Genomic DNA, 18,318 nt, shown 5'->3' on the forward strand with positions numbered 1-18,318 from the left:
TGGAAGAGTAGGCATTCAAGCAAATACTGGAGGGTATCAGTTAATGTTGGACAAGTGGGGTTGGAATACAGAGCTACAGGAGAAATGGAACGCGAGTAAAGAAGAGAACTGGATTAAAGGGCGAATTATCACCCAATCACGGGATTTTTCAAAAGTCATGACAGAAAAAGGGGAGTGGCTGTGTACTTTGCCAGGTTCCTATGCTCATCAGCCGACGTTCGACTATCCTGCTGTCGGGGACTGGGTGGCTGTGGAGCAGCTCCCGGGAGAAGAGCGCGGCATCATTCGCCATGTGCTGGACCGGCATTCTGAATTTGTGCGTCACGCTGCTGGGTTGGAAACTAAAGCCCAAGTCATCGCGGCAAATATTGATTATGCCTTTTTAGTCATGAGCTGCAATGAGGATTTCAATATCAGACGTCTGGAGAGGTACTTGATTGCCAGCAGGGACTCCGGTGCACAGCCGATTATTGTGTTGACCAAATCAGATCTGATAGACGAGTCGCGACGGGTAGAAATGGAACTGAAGATTGATGATGTCGCTTATGGGGTGCCGGTTTATTTTCTCAGCAATGAAACAGGTGAAAATGTTGCAGCACTCAGCAAGGTGGTTCAGCCAAACTACACCGCTGCTTTGCTGGGCTCATCCGGTGTCGGCAAGTCGACCCTTGTCAATTCTTTACTACACACAGAGAAAATGAAGACCCGCAGTATTCGTGAAGATGACGGCAAAGGGAAGCACACCACCACGCACCGTGAACTTATTCTGCTTCCTGAGGGTGGGATACTCGTTGATACCCCAGGGATGCGTGAATTTCAACTCTGGAGTAAAGAAGAGAGTACAGGCTTGTCCGAGAGTTTCGCTGACGTTAAAGAACTCATTTCCCAGTGTAAATTCAATGACTGAAGACACGAGTCCGAACCCGGCTGTGCCGTTAAGACCGCTTTAGTTGAAGGGACACTGAGTCAGGACAGGTACGACAGTTACATTAAACTGCAAAAAGAACTGGCTTACGTTGAACGCAAGCAAGATGAGAAACTGATGCGTGAGGAAAAAGATAAGTGGAAAACTATTTCAAAAACAATCAAGAAGATGTCCAAAGATTAGATGGTTCTGTCTGTTCGTCCTTTTGCCTCAAACAAAAGAAATTCACTGTTCGTATGCAATTGTTCATATCATTCTAAAAAGAGCGCCCATTTTACGGTGTTCTTTTTTTATTCCCGCCAATGTATTCTCCATAACTGTAGAAATATCCCCGAGACGCCCTATAAATAGAAAGCGTTTTATGATATAATTAAATTTGTGTGAGAGAACTGCACGACAAATGACTTTATTGGAGGATTTTAAACATGAGCAAGATTACTGATAATTTCCAGCATTTAGCTGAAGAAAAGAAAATTCAATTCAAATCTAAAGAAATCGAAGCACCGGTTCGTAAAAAAGACGGTGAAGAAGTCAAGCAGCAGCAGATTGTTTTCCAGACTGCTCTACGCATCAACAAAAGTAAAGCCGTTGCCTGTGGTGTGATCATTCATGATACAGATGCACAGCGTGTAAACTATCAAATTACTTACAACAAAATCGGCTACGTTACTGACCGTAACAAATTGCCTGAAATTGTGACTCAAATCAACGAAATCAACGCTATGCGTTCAGGTTACTACCGTTTTGTCATTTCAGGAGACGGTGAAATCATCATGCGTCACTTGGGTATTACCGGTGAAGACGTTAAACCAATGATGGACGTTTTCGTGTTCGGCGGACGTATTTTAAATGCGCTGATTCCTGAACTTGAAAAAATTGAAGGCCTTGACCTGACACAACGTAAAAACTAAGCACATCATTTAGAAACGAGGGAACAGCATGGAGTCGTATTTGTTTGAAGCGACAGTGCATAATGCAGACGGCGTAGACGGTACAGCTTATGTCGAAGGGGAAGACAAGCTATCGGTAACTGTTTCAAGTCCGACAAGCAGTGAACCGGGAACGAATCCGGAAGAACTGTTTGGCCTGGCACTGACGACCTGCTTGAACGCCACTATTCAGTCTCTTCTTAAAGCCCGGGGCCTCGATAACCGCAGCAAGGTTACAGCCAAGGTCCAGCTGAGAAGAGAAGACAATGGCGTTGGTTATTATTTCCAAGTCTACCTTTATGCATCAATTGAAGGCCTCTCTCTGGAGCGGGCCGATAATATAGTGCAGTCTGCTGACAAGCGCTGTCCGGTTGCAAAACTGACTCAACATGCGCCCACGATAGAATTAAAAACAGTTCCTTATGCGAACTAATCTGAAGACACTACAGCGAAAAACCTGCAGTGTCTTCTCTTTTAATGTCAGCTAAAATAAGCTATTCTGTAATTATCAATACCTCTTTGAATTTTCAAACTTAACTTCAGAAAGGATACGATTATGTCTAATGATATGGAAAAGTTTCACCGTCTCGTCCAGCAGTTTTTAAATGATCACGGTGATGAGTTTGCTTCACCGATGGAAGCGGTGAGTCACTTTACGGAAACATATAACCAGAAAATCAGAAGTGGACAGGATTTTGACGAAACAAACGAAATGAAATCGATGGATAAGCTGGAACAAGCGCAGTCTATCAGCCACGTGAAGCGTCAGAAGAAACTGCTTGAAGAGGCGATTGCCTTGTGGCCTGAAAACTGGGATGCGCATGCCTTTAAGATTCATCTGGAGGTGGTCGATAACCTGAGCGACTTAATTGAACACCTTGCTTATCTGGAAAAAAGAGCCCGCAAGCACTGGAGCTCTCATACCGATAAGGTCGGTTATCGAAACGTGGAAGAACGGCCGTATCTTCGACTGAAAGCAAGGCTTGGCTTTTTATATATGGAAGCCGGCATGATTGATCACGCCTTGGATCAACTCACTGAACTGTACCGACTGGATGATTCGGATGGACTCGGAACGCGTTACAAAATTATCACGCTCTATGTCCGCAAATTTGACTGGAAAAACGCCTGGCGCTTTTATCAGAAAGTGGAGTCTGCCGATGAGGACGACCAGATGCTCTTGCCAATCATTATTCTAGCGGTATTAACTGACCGTAAAGATTTGGCTAAAAGCCTTCTGGAGAAACTAGTCGATGTGAACCCGGAAGTCGGTTTTCTTTTCGTTGATCACACCTGGCCAATAGAAGAACTGTATGATGATGAGATTGTTTTTGCAGACAGTTATCAGCCATTTTCTTATCAAAGTCTATTGATGGCACTTAGAGAGATGCTCTATCTTGTCATTGAGAACAGCTATTTATTTGACTGGCTGAAGAAAGAGACCTTTAAACTGCTTCCAGAAGAGATGCAGCCAAATCAAATACATCAGCCTTTTTACGGCGTCTTAGATCCTCATGACGATGAAGCGCTGGTAGATTTTTATAATGCCTTGAGAGACGAGCCTTCAAACCCGCTTAGAAAACTAAGCATTAATCGTGCCCGTGTATTTTATAAAGCCGGTCTTCGCACCTACGAAGACTTCAGTGAAGTGACAGAAAAAGAGGTTCTAAAACTGGATGGTATTGGACCCGTTACCGTAAAAGAATTGAAGAATAATGGGGTTAAATTCAAGCAGTAGCCAGACGAAAAGAACCGGGAACACCTGACCAAGATTGCTTGGGTGTTCCTTTTCTTTTTTCCACGTTTGCATAAGTATCTAAGTTAGCCTTCCATATACTATTCTAAACTTACATAAATTGACTCACTAACCCAATTTTGTTTGAAAGCTCGCTATTCAACTTAAAAAGGTTGAATATTGCGTATCGCCCTTTTTTGGTTTATAATAAGAAAAATGAGAGAAGGGGATTCCTATGAAAGAAGACAATAAGGTTGCATTGATAGCGGATATAGTGGCTTCCAAGCAGATTAAAGACCGGAAAACTGTTCAAGAGCTGCTCAGTTCTATTCTTGAATCGGTCAACAAGCAGTTTAAAGACACTATTTCATCCAATCTGACCATTACACTGGGAGACGAATTCCAGGGAATAGTGGATTCAGTGGAAACAGCTTTTCTGATTATCGATCTGGTGACATTGGCGCTCGACCTGGAAACAAAGAAAGAAACAGGGGAGGGTGTCGCCCTGCGCTGGGGAATTGGGATTGGCCGACTGAGTACACCGATTAAGAACCGGAAAGTCAGCATCGGAACCGACGGACCGGCTTACTGGTATGCCCGTGAGGCAATCGAAGAGGTCCACCAGCACAATGACTACGGTCAGTTAAATGAAAAACTGGCTACCGGTCAGTCTGACGACACCTATTTTAATAGTGTGATTCGTCTGCAAAATGTCATCCGCAATGACTGGACCCAGTCGCAAAAGGAAACCGCCTATGCGATTTTGAAGTCTGTCGGCTATAGTGACTTCTCAAACCAGGTCATTAAAGAAGCGCTCACTGACTACCTGAACCAGTCATTCAGTGAACAGACCGTCAGCAAGCGTATCATTTCGACGCATATTAAGCAGTATACGCACTCCAGAGGGATACTCGCCCAACAAATTGAAGAATGGAGAACAACTCATCATGATCATTGAAAGTCTTGTGACACACATCGTCGCTTATTTTTACTTTATGCGCACGCCCACACAGCTCAACCAGACAGAGACTCAGACGAGCCAGAGACCGTATACATGGGGCATCTTTTTTACCAGTCTCATTCTATTTGGTGTCATCGACAGCGTACATTACTTATCCTGGTTGACCATCAGCATCGGACTGGTCTCCGGACAGGCTGTCTTCCTCCGCTATGTCAAGCCGGCTCTGGGGTTGTTTCTGGACAGCTCAATCAAACATAATCAGACCCATGCGCTTCAGAGCTTTTACAATAAAAATGAAGACATCATCTCTTTTTCCCTGCAGCAGATGCTTCTGTTCATTTGGATAGTTCTATTGAACCAGCTCTTTTTCTATCTGGCACATCCGCTGACCAAGCTGTTTTTCATTATCATCAGCCTTGGTTACCTGAGCTTGTCCAACCGCGACTCCATCATATGGGGAGAAGTCGATAAGCGCCGCGTTTTCCAGACGCTCACGTCTTATATCGTCTTAAGCGCTCTGGTTATTTTTGTCGCTCAGCTCATTATTCAGCTAATTGAATCCGTAGGCAATTCCAGCTTACAGATGTTTTCTTTCCAAAACGTACAGTCAAGTTACGGCTTGTTCATTCGCTTCGTTATGGTTTTTCTCATTCTGATGCGCCCGGCCAATCTGCTGATTCGCTCACTGAGTGTCCAGTATGATCCAAAGAAACACCTTGCCGAAGAGGACAGACTCGACAGTGGTCGTCAGGAAGAAGGCAGTCCGTCCAAGCCGACCGTCAAAGACACCTCAGTCGTGCCAAGCGAATCTGGCTTTAAAGGGGCGGGTGCGATGATAGGTAATCTGGAACGCATTTTGATCTTTCTGTCCTTTTTAAACGGCAGCCTCTTGTCCGTTGTGGCAATTTTGTCGATAAAAGCTTTTGCCCGCTACAAACTGATTGCGGATGATCCCTATTTTTCAGAATACTTTGTCATCGGCACCATGTTGAGTGTCTTGATTACCTTTGGAAGTTATATTCTGCTTGTCTTTCTGCTGACAATATAACCGCTAATATTTACAGTATTTAAAGCAAGTCATGCTAAAATAAACAATTTTTAAAAAATTACTGTACAATGTACTTAAATGAGAAAATAATGAATAAAGGAGACCGAACATGACCTTTACATCTATTGAAAAACAAGACTTACCAGATATCCAGTCAGTCGGCACACTATACACACATGAAGAAACTGGTGCGCAACTGCTGCATCTGGCAAATGAGGATACCAATAAAGCCTTTACGATTGGCTTCAAGACGCCTCCTTACAATGATAACGGGATTGCTCACATCCTCGAACACTCCGTACTTAACGGGTCGGAAAAATACCCGTCTAAAGAACCTTTTGTTGAACTGATCAAAGGCTCTCTGAATACATTTGTAAATGCAATGACCTTTTCTGACAAGACTATTTATCCAGTAGCTTCAACGAATAAGAAAGACTACATGCATTTAGTTGGCGTTTACTTGGATGCGGTGTTCCGTCCCAAACTGTATGATGATGCCCAGATTCTGGAACAGGAAGGCTGGCACTACCACCTGGAAAATGCGGATGACGATCTGATTTACAAAGGCGTCGTCTACAACGAAATGAAGGGGGCCACAGCGTCTCCGGACAGTCAGTTGTATGATCATTTGTCTAGTCAGCTCTATCCGGATACCATTTACCAGTATAATTCCGGCGGAGTTCCCAAGGCTATTCCAAGCCTGACGCAAGAAGAATTTCTGGATTTCCATACAAAATACTACCACCCAAGTAACTCTTTAACCGTCGTTTATGGTGACATGGACATCTCAGATGTGTTTACTGCGATGGAAGAGTATTTCGAGGGCATGGGCAAAAAAGAAACCATTGACCTGACAGTAAATGTTCCGACGCCGAAAGAGAAGCGTCTGGAAGCGACCTATTCCATTACAGACGGCGACAACCCTGAAGGCAAAGACTATCTGGCTTTAGGCTGGCACGTTCTTGAGCCGTCAGATACTCTCGATAGCTACGGGATGAAAGTTCTGGATGAAATTCTGTTTGGGCATAACCAGGCCCCCCTTCAAAAAGCACTCCTGGACGCGGAAATTGGCGGCGATATTGAAAGTGACGTAGCGGATATCGGTTACCCGACTGCCTTTGTCATTACGGCAAAGTATGCGGATTCCAAAAACATGGACCGCTTTACTGAAGTGGTCGAAGAGACCTTGAAAGACATCGTTAAAAACAGTTTGAATAAAGACTTGATTCATGCGGCACTAAACAAAATTACTTTCCAGACAAAAGAAGCGGTCATTTCTGAAGACAACCCAAGAGGGGTTATCTATGCCATTAATGCTTTGAGTACATGGCTCTATGACCAGGCACCTTATGACCGTCTACAGTTTTCGACTTATCTGAACGAACTAGCTGAAAAAGCAGAAGACGGCTACTTTGAGGACCTGATTGAGCGCAAACTGTTGAATAACCCGCTGCGTGTTGACATTGCACTTAAAGCCGAACCAGGTAAAAATGACAAACTCGAAGCCCAGACGCATGAAAAACTGCAGGCATACAAGGCGCAGTTAAGTGATGACGAATTGTCCGAGATTGTTGATAAAACACAGGCATTAATTGTCCGTCAAGAAACGCCAGACAAGGCAGAAGATTTGAAAAAAATACCTATGTTGACTCGGGAAGATATGACAACTGATGAACCGGACTATCCACTTGAAGTGTCAGACTTCTTTGAGGGCACATCCTTTTATTATTCTGAACAGTTTACATCAGGTATTGACTATGTCAGCTTATACATCGACATCAGCGACTTTTCAGCAGATGACTATGAAACACTAAGTTTACTGAGCGACTTGCTGGGTGAGCTGGATACAGAGAACTATGATGCGACCTCACTGCAAACTGAATTGGACACGCACACTGGAGGCATTAACGGGACGGTAACCATTTTTGAAGACAAGGAAGGCCATTTGAAACCTTACTTTGCATTGTTTGGAAAAGCGCTCAGTCAGTCTCTGCCAAAACTGGCTGAATTAATGAAGGAAGTCATGACGACAACCCAATTTACCGATCAAACGGAAATCTATAAGCTGGTTCAAAGCTATATCAGTGATTTCGAAAATCGCATCAATTTCAGAGCTCATGTGATTGCAGCCAACCGTGCGCTCAGTCAAGTGAAGCCTTTGTCCAAACTAGGCGAAAAACTGAATGGCATTGACCAGTTCAACTATTTAAAAGACGTTCGTGATGAGATTAAAGGAGACGCTGAATCAGCACTAAGTACTGACTTGGCCGATATTTTGACCAGACTGTTGTCTAAACGCCGATTTAATGTGCTTTATGTTGGTGACCGAAAGCAAAGCGAGCAGGTCAAAGCGGTATTTAAAGACGCCTTTTCTGACCTGCCTGATACAGACTTAGGTGATCCGGCCCAGTTTGAAGCAGGGCAGAGACAGAATGAAGCCTTTGTCACAGCGCAAGACGTGAACTATGTCGGCCTCGCCGCCAATGCCCGTGGAAAACTGGATTACACTGGCGAAACGCAAGTCCTGTCGACCGCCTTCAAGTTTGACTATCTGTGGAACAATATTCGTGTGAAAGGGGGCGCATACGGCTCGCTGTATCTGCACAGACGCAACGGCAATGTTGCCTTGGCTTCCTACCGCGATCCGAATATAACGAAGACACTGGATACGTACAAGGCTTTACCGGCCTTCGTCAAAGAACTTGAGTTGAGCGAATCCGAACTCTTGAAGTATATTATCGGAACACTGAGTCCTTTAGAGCAGCCGAAATCAGCCCAAAACCGAGGCATGACGGCATTCTCCCGCTACCAGCGCGGCATTTCAAAAGAAGATTTGGTTCAACTGAAAACTGAAATTCTGGAAAGTGAGTCAGACGCCTTGTCTGCACTGCATGAAGCTTACGCCGAGTTGATCAAAGACAGCACCGTTTCTGTCATTGGTAATAAAGCTCAGATAGAAAAGGAAAAAGACTTGTTCGACGTAGTCTACGAACTGTATTAAGCAATAAGGAAGATGTCCGCTACTGTAGCGGGCATCTTTTTTCATTTTTTAAAGGACAAAAAAGCTGGTTGGTGGCTAATTGAGTGTGTTGCCCGGTGACTCAAGCCGTACAGCAAAGTGAATAAGGGGGGAACGACTCGTTGACCCTATACTTGACAACTGGATAGAGTCGGGTTCGGGGGCAAAGGTGATTAGACCCGTTACTGAAGCAGCTGATTCGGTTGAGTTCAGGGGGAAAGAGGCTTTGACCCGTATCTCAAAAAAAATCGGTCAGCCAGTACGGGGCAAACGAGCGTTGACCTGTAACCGAAAAACAAGCGTTCACTGAGTTCCGGGTCTAAAGTCGTTTGACCGGCAACTGAAGAAAAGCAGCGAGCCGAGTCCATGCACAAAAACGATTTTAAAGATTATAAGGTAAGAAAACGGCACGTTTTCTCTCGACTATCGTTTTGTCAGAATCTTAACTTATGGTAAACTGGACATGGAAAAGGAATTCAGTGCTTTTTACACATAACAGTTGAATAGCTTCGATATATTGAAGGGGGACTCCTTGGAGTTGAGAAGGTTAAACCTGACCCTTTGAACCTGTTAGTTCAGACTAGCGTAGGGATCAATATGAGCCATTATTGACTTTCCGGTGCTTGTCTACTTCACAGTAGCTGAGCCCTTTTTTATTACAAAAAAAGAGAGGATCGATTCATTCATGACTAAAGATTCACTAATCAAAGACATGACCAAAACCGTTCAGACAGTGAAGGACACCAACCCGATGGCCGGTTCCATCACTAATTCTGTCACCATTAACTTTGTGGCCAACACACAAATTGCTACAGGCGGATCAGCTGCGATGGTCTATTTGCCGGATGAAGGGGAGTTTCTCGCGAAAGCCGGCGGTGCGACTTATATCAATATGGGCACACTGATGCCGATTTACGAAGAAACCCTGCCCCAAACCGTCAAGGCGCTGAAAAATGCTCACAAGCCTTGGGTGCTGGACCCAGTCGCTATCGGCATTGGTCAGCTCCGGACAGATATGCTGAAACTGTTTAAAGACTACAAACCAACGATTATCAAAGGAAACGCCTCTGAAGTCATTGCTTTAGCCGGCCTTTGGGAACTGGAAGGCGGGAGCGGTGAATCTCAAGTTCGCGGCGTCGATTCGACCAATCAGGTAGAGGAAGCGAAAGCTGCAGCTGTCTCACTGGCTCAATGGACCGGGGGTGCTGTCATTGTTTCCGGAGAAGTCGACTTTGTAACCGACGGAACACTTATGGCTGAAAGTACCGGTGGCTCTCATTTCCTCGGGAAGATTACCGGTGGCGGCTGTGCACTAGGAGGCGCCGCTGCGGTCTACTTGACCAGTGCCAGCCCCTTTGTCGCTGCTTTAACAGCTGTCCAGGCCTTTAACGTCAGCGGCCAGCGGGCAGAAGACACAGTGGATGCGCCAGCCAGCTTTCAGACTGCATTTTTAGACGAACTGTATAAAGCTACACCCGAAGACATTGCCACAAATCCATTTGAAGTGAAAGGAGTCGATTAATATGAACACACTTGTAGCTGTTGCTATTGCACCTGTCGGATCAGAAGATGAACTGGCTGATCAGGTTGCAGAAATTGTCAAAGTCATTCGTGAGTCCGGCCTGCCTAACCGCACCACATCCATGTTTACAGAAATTGAAGGGCCATGGGATGAGGTCATGAAAGTTGTCAAAGAAGCCACGCAGGTTCTGACGGATAAAGGCATTCGCACAGAAGTCGTTTTGAAAGCCGATATTCGTCCAGGCCACGAGAATACTCTCCATTCAAAAGTGGACAAAATTAATGACCGTTTAGGTGAGCCCGATGCCTAGGGAGTCAAAAGTGGACGTGTCTGCTTACTTTGTCGTTGGTCCTGAAAATACCAACGGCAGAGAGGTCGCGCCTATTATTAAAGAGGTGGTGGAGGCTGGTTTTACCTGCATCCAGATTCGCTCGAAAGTGGCATCTGCCAGAGAACTGATTCAACTCACTAAAGAAGCCGCTGATGTAATAGAAGAAAGTGGCCGCGGAGATGAAGTGACCTTACTGGTGGATGACCGGCTCGACGTGGTCCTGGCTGCTAGAGAACAAGGCATCAAAGTCGATGGCATTCATGTCGGTCAGTCGGATATACCGGTAGATGTCTGCCGGAAGTATTTAGGCGAAGATGCCGTAATTGGCCTTTCAACGCGTACGGAACAATTGTTCGACTATGTAAAAAGTGAGAACACGGACATAATTGACTACTTCGGTGGAGGGCCGCTGCATGAAACAGAAACGAAACCCGACTGCGGGGCCACAGCTTCCGGACAGGTCATTACGCGTTCGTATGACGAGATAGCCGAACTGGCAAAAATCAGCCCCATTCCTGTGGTGATTGGCGGTGGCGTGAAGCTGCATCACATTCCCCAGCTGGCGCAGACCGGCATAGACGGCTTTTTCGTTGTCTCAGCCTTATCCCAGGCGGACAATCCAAAAGACGAAGCTGAGCAATTTATTTCGTCCTGGAAAAGTAATCAGCCAGCTTAACTAAATAAATTAGTGGAAAAGTGGCGTTCAGCTTCTGATGGGAGTGCTGAACTTCACTTTTTTGTGTTGACGTAAAGTTCAGTCTTCATTCACTAAGATAAACTAAAGAATTTTCCGAAAAAATGTAGTTCAGCTCACTACTCGACGCTTTCGATTATTAAAAGGAAGTTTTGGCCGGCCAAAACTATCTAAACAGCCCTTTATTTGACCGTCTTTTCAAAAAACATTGTGTAAAACTCACAATTCGTTATACTAAAGAGGTGCCTAATTTTAGATAAGTCTGGAACAGGTAAATTTGTCAACAGAAAAGGAAGATTCAATGTCACCCATTAGAAAACGTATCAGTTCGTATATCGGACTGTTTATCACTGCACTGATTGTCTTTTACATAACGACACCCGCATTAAATATCCATTCTCAGCAGTTCAGATTTTTGCTTTTAATGTTGTCTATCATCGTTATTTCGATTGAAGTCAGCATCGATCAGATCGGCGTCAAAAACAAACTAATCAAGTATGGCCTGCTTGCCTTACCGATTGTCCTTGTTCTTGTCATTGGCATCGGGAATCTGGTCAATGGTGTAATTTTCCGTTCGACTGATTATGCCGAGCTTATCGAGGTAGAGGAAAAAAGTTTTGAGACGAATTTTCCAAGCATGGATGAATCCTCTATTCCTATGATGGACAGAGATACTGCACAGCGCCTGGGAGACCGCCGCATCGGTTCCATGAGTGAGTTGGTATCCCAATTTGTACCAGCAGAGACCTATACACAAATTAATATCGATAATAATCCGTACCGCGTCACCCCTCTGCAGTACGCCAGTTTTGTTCGCTGGTTTAATAACCGAAGCGAAGGAATCCCCAACTACCTGAAAGTGGACATGGTTTCCGGGGCTGTTGAAGTGGGGGACTTGGAAGAAAACATTAAATATTCTGACTCAGAAGTCTTAAACCGAAACGTCAAACGTCATTTGCGTTTCAGATACCCGACCACACTGTTTGAAAATCCGTCATTTGAAGTCGATGACGACGGGCACCCTTACTACATTGCCACCACGTATGAGAATGCCTTCTGGTTCAGACAGCTTGAACCGACCGGTCTGATTATTCTGGACGCCGTAACAGGTGAAACAGAAGACTATGATTTGGGCAATATGCCATCATGGGTGGACCGGGTTTACTCAGCAAATCTCATTTTGGAACAGCTCAATTACCGTGGACAGTACAGCGACGGCTTCCTGAACTCTGTGTTTGCCAAAAGAGGTGTCACCCGAACAACTGACGGATATAACTATATTCCAATGAATGATGATGTCTACCTCTATACCGGCGTGACATCCATCAACCGAGATGCATCGAACATCGGCTTTTATCTGGTTAACCTGCGGACGAAAGCAGCAGAGTACTATCCGGTGACGTCAGCTGATGAATTTTCAGCCATGGATTCTGCGGAAGGCTCTCTGCAGCAGATGCGCTTTACTTCAATGTTCCCGCTGCTGATTAGCTTGAATGAACGACCTTATTACATTTCATCTCTAAAAGATGATTCCGGTTTAGTGCGCTCCTATGCCTTAGTGGATGCACAGGACTATCAGCGCGTTATTACAAGTGAAACTGTTGACGGACTGATTGCCCAACTGAACGGACGCAGCGTGTCCGACAGCGAAGGGGACGACCTCGATGAGATTGTCGAGATGGATGAGGAAGCCTTGACCTTTATTGAAGGACAGGTTGAAAACATTTCTCAGGCAGTCGTTTCCGGAAATACGATTTACTACTTCATGATTGATGGTAGCATTTATAAAGCCGACATTACGCTTCATGATTCACTGCCTTTCGTCGAAGAAGGACAAGCAGTCGAAGGGGAAGTAAACGACGACAACGAGTTCAGAATGATTATTCTAGATTAAGTATGCCAGCACAGATACCTCGCTAATAGAGGATCTGTGCTTTTTTCATTTTTAAACACAACCGGTTACACTCGCAATTGACACGTCCTGACAAGTCGCTTACACTCAAAATAGACAGTTACTTACGAAAGGTGTGTCCTTCACAAAATGACAGAAGAAAACTTATCTATTCTAAAGTCCCAAGCGACAGCTTCCGGTATGAAAACTATCGAGGCTGATTTAACAAATGTCCTGGCCCATATGGACAGAGAAGACATCGTTTATACACGGAAAAACGGGTGTAATCTCCATATCAAGCTCGTCTATCCCGATCAGCACGGCATGGAGAACGCGACATATCCTGTTCTCGTTCATGTTCAAGGGTCCGCCTGGTTCAATCAGAACTTGAATGGCCACGTGCATGACTTTAAAGATATTGTCACGAATGGCTTTATTCTCGCTGTAGTAGAATACCTGCCCATACCCGACGGCCAGTTCCCAAGTCAAATTGAAGACACGAAAACAGCTGTACGCTACCTTGCCGCTCACGCAGAAGAACTAAGACTGGATATGAACAACCTGTTTCTTTCAGGTGATTCTAGTGGGGGACATACCGCACTGATGAGCTGGGCTACTTGGAATACAGAAGATTTAGACATAACTAATGAGCCTTTGCCTGAATTAAGGGCCGTTATTGATTTATATGGTGTCTCGGATTTCACAACTATCGCCAAATATAAGTCATCGGTTCCTCATGACAGTCCGACTAGTCCGGAGAACCTCTTACTAGGCGACTTTTTGAAACTGGATGATTGGGATAAAGCACTGCGCGCATCGGTCCGCCATTACTTAAATAAAGAAGAGAGCTATCCACCACTATTAATTATGCACGGCAACAGCGACAGCATCGTGCCATTTGAACAAAGTACTGAACTACAAAATTTATGCCAGTCGCTGGGGATTAACTCAGAATTCTATTGCGTGGATGAAGCCGATCACGGAGGCGGTCCGTTCTTTACTAGAGAAGTGCTGGCTATTATCATTGACTTTTTGAAGAGCCATTATGAATCAGACCAGTAGAGTATAGAGTATTAAGTAAAGGTCAGTCTATTTTTTATAGGCTGACCTTTTTTATTTAAGAACAATTAAACTAATAAATTATCATATATTCATAGAATTCAAAATTAACTCATGTTACCCTTAATATAAGTAGTTCAATACATATAACACTATCGTGGATATTAAAAGTATCAGGCATATATAATTCAATAAGCGAAAGGACTGATTAACAATGAAACTAAAAGATGCCTTTATTTACGTAGTTGGAACGATTTCTGTCCTCCTTATCGGCTTGATAATCGTCGGGGGTGTCGCATTTTTCATGGTAAACCGGATAGAATTCGCAACGGCGAACCATGCACAAAGAGAAACCGAACGCATCGCGGAAGTAGGCGAAGAACCTAAAACGTCAAAACGTGAAATATATGCAGACGCAGAATTTATTATCGAAAATGTTGAAATGGATGATGATGCGAACAATGGCGTAATAGAATGGCGGACAACGGAAGGTACAAACGGCGAATACCAAAGCGGTGTAATCGAATTTTACATTACATTTCATGGCGACGTGGCTATTCGAAGGCGCGTAAGTGAATATCCACAATTTGTAAGCTATACGGAAGAAATGAACGAAGCAATCGAAGGGGCGATTCAGAATGATTAAGGTACTGAAACTAATTAGTGGAATTGTCCCTCCCGAAAACGATCAAAATCTTAAACACTTATGAGGTTGCCGGAAAATAGCTTATAAGGTAAGGAAGATAAATGGGGTTAAATGAAGTAGTTAACCTTGGAATACATATAATATGAGGAGGAAGAAACATGGCTAAAAAAAAGATCTATGCATCAAGATACAGACGTTTCGAGAAGAAAAAAGCCATTTTATAAAAAGTGGTGGGTCTGGGTGATTGTACTCCTTATTATTGGAGTAGCTACAATGGATGATGAGGATAACGCTAAGACTGAAGCAGATGAAACAGAAGTCGCTCAGGAAATTGACACGGATACAGATGAAGGTGAAGAAGATACTGACGAGGAAGAAGAAGCTGAAGAGGAGCAGGAAGAAGAAGTAACAGAACCAGAACCGGAGGAAGAGGAAGAAATTGAAGAAGAGGTTGTAGAAGAAGAAGAGACAGAAAACGAAGCAGATGACGTCTCTCGAGAAGATTCAAATGCGTTAGAATCCGCTAGACAGTACTTAAACTATTCTGCTTTCTCTAAGGAAGGTTTATACGACCAATTGCTTTACGAAGGCTACCCAGAAGAATCTGCAAGATATGCCGTCGAAACAATAGAAGCAGACTGGGAGGGAGAAGCTTTGAGGCAGGCTGAGCAGTATCTGGACTACTCAGCTTTTTCTAAAGAAGGCTTATTTGACCAGTTAGTCTATGGCGGTTTTGAAGATGAACAGGCACGGTATGCTGTGGAAACGATAGAGGCAGACTGGAATGCACAGGCGCTGCAGCAAGCACATGATTATCTTGATTATACTTCTATGTCAAATGAAAGATTATTTGAGCAGCTCTTATATTCAGGCTTTACCAATGAACAGGCACAATACGCTTTAGATAATCTGGATTAACTAACTAATAGAAATCAACTTCATGCCCACACGTTATTAAGTTAATGTGTGGGCTATTTTCTGCTGTATATTGATTCTTATTACGGACTTTATATGATAGACTTTCTTTAATAGGACATAGTCATTATTCCTTACAAAATCAGCTGTTTTATAGCCGTCCAACATCCTCCTAAAGCACCTCATTCAACCCTCTTTTTACATAGATTTTTATTTTCAAACTTTCGCTCATTAGAGGAGGAATTCTCTTGCTCCCAACATTATTACTTTGGCCACTCCTTATCTTATTCCTGTACATTACTGAAATAATCGGCAACATAGATGAGACGGTCGATATCTTAGAACACATCAGACCGGTCTATAATTTTAAAGCTTCCTGAATGTTAAAAATGTAGTCAGAACAGCCACTATCTATATAAGGCGAGAAGATGACGACTTTTGGATAACGAGAAACCTATGTCGAATTCCGGCATAGGTTCTTTAATTTCACCTGTTAAAAATGGTATAGTTAAATTATCTACATATTACTTATTGTAAGAATAACTGAGTAAAGGTGAGCACATGACAACAGGAATGGTACTTGAAGGTGGCGGAATGCGTGGGCTTTATACAGCCGGGGTTCTCGATACCTTACTGGATGAATCGATTCACGTGGACGGCATGGTAACCGTCTCGGCAGGAGCCTTGTTCGGCATTAATTTTGTTTCGAAGCAAAAAGGCCGAGCCTTAAGATACAACAAAGCTTATATTAAAGACAAGCGCTACATCAGCTTAAGAAGTCTTTTTACAACGGGAGACATGGTGAACAAGCAGTTCGCTTACTATACAGTTCCTTTCAAGCTAGATGTCTTTGACGAAGCGGCTTTCAAGCAGTCCTCAACTGACTTTTATGCGACGGTAACCAATATGGAAACAGGCCTGCCTGAATACACAAAAATTACCGATCCCTTTAACGAAATGGAAACGCTGAGAGCATCCGGCTCTATGCCATTTGTGTCCAAACCAGTGGATATCAACGGCACACTCTACCTTGATGGGGGAGTGGCTGACAGTATCCCTTATGAGAAAGCCAGAGAGTTAGGGTTTAAAAAGCGGATTGTCATTTTGACCCGACCGCTCGATTACCGCAAAAGCAAGCCAAATGAATTCATGATTGACCGCTGGTATAAACGGTACCCGGCATTCAGCGACTCACTTAAACAGCGCTATCAGAATTATAACGCTACTGTTGAACAACTAACAAAAGAAGAACAGGCCAATGAAGCTTTTATCATCCGACCATCGAAAACGCTACCGGTAAAACGCCTTGAGCGGGACCCGAACAAGCTGCAGGCCATGTATGATTTAGGTGTCCAGGACGTTAAACAGCGGCTCGCGGAATTAAAACAGTATCTAGAAGATTAACAATAGGGAGAAGGAACAGTAAAAATGAGTGCACTGACTGAATTAATCGAAGAAAAACCCTGGGTGGCGGAATACCTGTATTTTGACCCTGATTTGAACGAAAACGAAGTGGTCTATGAAGATAATCTGAATCGATTCAAGACTTTTATCGAAGCCATGGAAAACACACGAGACGACGCAAAGTATCTGTTAACACGCTATGACTTGCCGGACTACAAAGAGATTATCGAACTGATTGCCGTGTTTAAAGTGATGACCCACTACGGTACAGCAACAGTTGAAGAACAGGAACTCTTTTTTGATATGCTGAGCGCTCATATTAAAAATGAACTGGAAAAAGGAAAGACGCTCGATGATGTGTTTGAAGACAGAGATGCAATTGCACTGTCCAGACTCTATCAGGTAACGGACAAGAAATGGGCCAAAAAGTACATGACCTGGGTCCTGTATGAACTCGGTGCCATCGATAAAGAAAAAGGCCCCGACGTCTTTGGTGCCAACGCCAGCGCCTTTCAGACCTATGATTTCCTCAAAAACGCCTCCGACGGCAAATGGCGCCCACAGATGGAGTTTGAGTAGGAGATAGGTAATTTATTAGATTTAGTTTTAAGCAACTACATTGAAAACTATTCTTAACGAGATGTATATGGAAAGAAGGTATTATAATGTTAACTTACCTGTTTATGGGTTTAATCATGCTCGTCATTGGATTTTTAGTGCATGTCAAGAAGATGGATATGCTAATTGCTGGCTATAACACTATGCCCAAAGAAAAGAAGAAAAAAGTGGATACAAAAGCACTTGGCAAACTACTTGGTTTCTATGGTTACATCAGTGGAGCGTTTTTCCTTATCCTGGCTTTACTCGAATTTCTTGGGATGAATATTAATCCGACTCCTGTCACGGTAATATTTTTAGTTGGCACGTTTATTGTCCTAGCCTACGCACAGAGATATGATGGTAATACAAAGTGGGGAAGAGAGTATTATGAAAAGAATTTAAAATCTTAAAATAATAAAAACAGTTCATAAATTAGTGAACCTAAAATCAAATGAATAACTAACTATTAAGAAAGATTAAGAGAGGGGAAAATGCCCTCTCTTTTTTTCATCTTTTAGTTTGTCAAATTAAGCTAGACAATGTCCAATCTGGTACATGTTCCAAAAATACTTCAACTGGTGTTTTATAGTCTAACGATTTTCTAGGTATTCTATTTCTTTTGTTAGCGATTGACGAGGC

Annotated in this window: 17 protein-coding genes, 1 pseudogene and 1 riboswitch; of the genes and pseudogenes, 17 read left to right on the forward strand and 1 reads right to left on the reverse strand. The window is 43.6% G+C overall.

The window, feature by feature from the left end; genetic code table 11:
• Positions 1–43 precede the first annotated feature (43 nt).
• The 17 genes from rsgA to ACYVLS_RS08805 all read left to right on the forward strand — a co-directional run bounded on the left by rsgA (position 44) and on the right by ACYVLS_RS08805 (position 18,089).
• The gene (gene rsgA / locus ACYVLS_RS08725) at positions 44–907 is read left to right on the forward strand and encodes a ribosome small subunit-dependent GTPase A (protein WP_460323638.1); all 864 of its coding nucleotides are present in this window, start codon (positions 44–46) and stop codon (positions 905–907) included.
• Between the two features lie 443 nt (positions 908–1,350).
• The gene (locus tag ACYVLS_RS08730) at positions 1,351–1,836 is read left to right on the forward strand and encodes a hypothetical protein (protein WP_460323640.1); all 486 of its coding nucleotides are present in this window, start codon (positions 1,351–1,353) and stop codon (positions 1,834–1,836) included.
• A 28-nt stretch (positions 1,837–1,864) separates the two neighbouring features.
• A complete protein-coding gene (locus ACYVLS_RS08735; protein ID WP_460323642.1) occupies positions 1,865–2,287 on the forward strand; it encodes an OsmC family protein in 423 nt (140 codons plus the stop codon).
• A gap of 123 nt (positions 2,288–2,410) precedes the next feature.
• Positions 2,411–3,592, forward strand: coding sequence for a hypothetical protein (locus ACYVLS_RS08740; RefSeq protein WP_460323644.1), 1,182 nt, complete (start codon positions 2,411–2,413; stop codon positions 3,590–3,592).
• 232 nt (positions 3,593–3,824) lie between these two features.
• A complete protein-coding gene (locus ACYVLS_RS08745) occupies positions 3,825–4,547 on the forward strand; it encodes a SatD family protein (protein WP_460323646.1) in 723 nt (240 codons plus the stop codon).
• Positions 4,537–5,598, forward strand: coding sequence for a hypothetical protein (locus ACYVLS_RS08750; RefSeq protein WP_460323648.1), 1,062 nt, complete (start codon positions 4,537–4,539; stop codon positions 5,596–5,598). Before ACYVLS_RS08745 ends, ACYVLS_RS08750 begins: the two co-directional genes overlap by 11 nt.
• Before the next feature lie 109 nt (positions 5,599–5,707).
• Complete coding sequence (locus ACYVLS_RS08755; protein ID WP_460323650.1) at positions 5,708–8,599, forward strand: insulinase family protein; 2,892 nt, start codon at positions 5,708–5,710, stop codon at positions 8,597–8,599.
• A 529-nt stretch (positions 8,600–9,128) separates the two neighbouring features.
• A riboswitch (TPP riboswitch) is annotated at positions 9,129–9,226 on the forward strand.
• Positions 9,227–9,302: 76 nt separating this feature from the next.
• Complete coding sequence (gene thiM, locus ACYVLS_RS08760) at positions 9,303–10,139, forward strand: hydroxyethylthiazole kinase (RefSeq protein WP_460323652.1); 837 nt, start codon at positions 9,303–9,305, stop codon at positions 10,137–10,139.
• Position 10,140: 1 nt separating this feature from the next.
• Positions 10,141–10,449, forward strand: a complete 309-nt coding sequence (locus ACYVLS_RS08765) for an MTH1187 family thiamine-binding protein (protein ID WP_460323654.1) — start codon at positions 10,141–10,143, stop codon at positions 10,447–10,449.
• Positions 10,442–11,146, forward strand: coding sequence for a thiamine phosphate synthase (locus ACYVLS_RS08770; protein WP_460323656.1), 705 nt, complete (start codon positions 10,442–10,444; stop codon positions 11,144–11,146). The genes ACYVLS_RS08765 and ACYVLS_RS08770 overlap by 8 nt, the downstream gene beginning before the upstream one ends.
• A 319-nt stretch (positions 11,147–11,465) precedes the next feature.
• Positions 11,466–13,058, forward strand: coding sequence for a hypothetical protein (locus tag ACYVLS_RS08775; protein WP_460323658.1), 1,593 nt, complete (start codon positions 11,466–11,468; stop codon positions 13,056–13,058).
• A gap of 147 nt (positions 13,059–13,205) precedes the next feature.
• On the forward strand, positions 13,206–14,117 hold the full coding sequence (locus ACYVLS_RS08780) for an alpha/beta hydrolase fold domain-containing protein (RefSeq protein WP_460323660.1): 912 nt from the start codon (positions 13,206–13,208) through the stop codon (positions 14,115–14,117).
• 211 nt (positions 14,118–14,328) lie between these two features.
• Complete coding sequence (locus ACYVLS_RS08785; RefSeq protein WP_460323662.1) at positions 14,329–14,760, forward strand: hypothetical protein; 432 nt, start codon at positions 14,329–14,331, stop codon at positions 14,758–14,760.
• A gap of 273 nt (positions 14,761–15,033) precedes the next feature.
• Complete coding sequence (locus ACYVLS_RS08790) at positions 15,034–15,678, forward strand: Ltp family lipoprotein (RefSeq protein ID WP_460323664.1); 645 nt, start codon at positions 15,034–15,036, stop codon at positions 15,676–15,678.
• 558 nt (positions 15,679–16,236) lie between these two features.
• Positions 16,237–17,079 carry a patatin-like phospholipase family protein gene (locus tag ACYVLS_RS08795; RefSeq protein WP_460323666.1) on the forward strand — a complete coding sequence of 281 codons (843 nt, stop codon included), beginning with the start codon at positions 16,237–16,239 and terminating at the stop codon, positions 17,077–17,079.
• 24 nt (positions 17,080–17,103) lie between these two features.
• Positions 17,104–17,658, forward strand: coding sequence for a hypothetical protein (locus ACYVLS_RS08800; RefSeq protein WP_460323668.1), 555 nt, complete (start codon positions 17,104–17,106; stop codon positions 17,656–17,658).
• Between the two features lie 86 nt (positions 17,659–17,744).
• Complete coding sequence (locus ACYVLS_RS08805) at positions 17,745–18,089, forward strand: DUF3784 domain-containing protein (RefSeq protein ID WP_460323670.1); 345 nt, start codon at positions 17,745–17,747, stop codon at positions 18,087–18,089.
• Positions 18,090–18,201: 112 nt separating this feature from the next.
• Here the strand turns inward: ACYVLS_RS08805 and ACYVLS_RS08810 are convergent.
• Positions 18,202–18,318, reverse strand: a pseudogene (locus ACYVLS_RS08810) (IS30 family transposase); the annotation flags it as partial.

Source organism: Alkalibacterium psychrotolerans, assembly GCF_054784355.1.

What these genes read in the sequence shown, in the direction of transcription:
- ACYVLS_RS08790 (WP_460323664.1), top strand. Translation starts at nt 15,034, where the DNA reads ATGGATGATGAGGATAACGCTAAGACTGAAGCAGATGAAACAGAAGTC.
- rsgA (WP_460323638.1), top strand. Translation starts at nt 44, where the DNA reads ATGTTGGACAAGTGGGGTTGGAATACAGAGCTACAGGAGAAATGGAAC.
- ACYVLS_RS08805 (WP_460323670.1), top strand. Translation starts at nt 17,745, where the DNA reads ATGTTAACTTACCTGTTTATGGGTTTAATCATGCTCGTCATTGGATTT.
- ACYVLS_RS08745 (WP_460323646.1), top strand. Translation starts at nt 3,825, where the DNA reads ATGAAAGAAGACAATAAGGTTGCATTGATAGCGGATATAGTGGCTTCC.
- ACYVLS_RS08755 (WP_460323650.1), top strand. Translation starts at nt 5,708, where the DNA reads ATGACCTTTACATCTATTGAAAAACAAGACTTACCAGATATCCAGTCA.
- ACYVLS_RS08780 (WP_460323660.1), top strand. Translation starts at nt 13,206, where the DNA reads ATGACAGAAGAAAACTTATCTATTCTAAAGTCCCAAGCGACAGCTTCC.
- ACYVLS_RS08800 (WP_460323668.1), top strand. Translation starts at nt 17,104, where the DNA reads ATGAGTGCACTGACTGAATTAATCGAAGAAAAACCCTGGGTGGCGGAA.
- ACYVLS_RS08765 (WP_460323654.1), top strand. Translation starts at nt 10,141, where the DNA reads ATGAACACACTTGTAGCTGTTGCTATTGCACCTGTCGGATCAGAAGAT.
- ACYVLS_RS08775 (WP_460323658.1), top strand. Translation starts at nt 11,466, where the DNA reads ATGTCACCCATTAGAAAACGTATCAGTTCGTATATCGGACTGTTTATC.
- thiM (WP_460323652.1), top strand. Translation starts at nt 9,303, where the DNA reads ATGACTAAAGATTCACTAATCAAAGACATGACCAAAACCGTTCAGACA.
- ACYVLS_RS08785 (WP_460323662.1), top strand. Translation starts at nt 14,329, where the DNA reads ATGAAACTAAAAGATGCCTTTATTTACGTAGTTGGAACGATTTCTGTC.
- ACYVLS_RS08730 (WP_460323640.1), top strand. Translation starts at nt 1,351, where the DNA reads ATGAGCAAGATTACTGATAATTTCCAGCATTTAGCTGAAGAAAAGAAA.
- ACYVLS_RS08750 (WP_460323648.1), top strand. Translation starts at nt 4,537, where the DNA reads ATGATCATTGAAAGTCTTGTGACACACATCGTCGCTTATTTTTACTTT.
- ACYVLS_RS08795 (WP_460323666.1), top strand. Translation starts at nt 16,237, where the DNA reads ATGACAACAGGAATGGTACTTGAAGGTGGCGGAATGCGTGGGCTTTAT.
- ACYVLS_RS08740 (WP_460323644.1), top strand. Translation starts at nt 2,411, where the DNA reads ATGTCTAATGATATGGAAAAGTTTCACCGTCTCGTCCAGCAGTTTTTA.
- ACYVLS_RS08770 (WP_460323656.1), top strand. Translation starts at nt 10,442, where the DNA reads ATGCCTAGGGAGTCAAAAGTGGACGTGTCTGCTTACTTTGTCGTTGGT.
- ACYVLS_RS08735 (WP_460323642.1), top strand. Translation starts at nt 1,865, where the DNA reads ATGGAGTCGTATTTGTTTGAAGCGACAGTGCATAATGCAGACGGCGTA.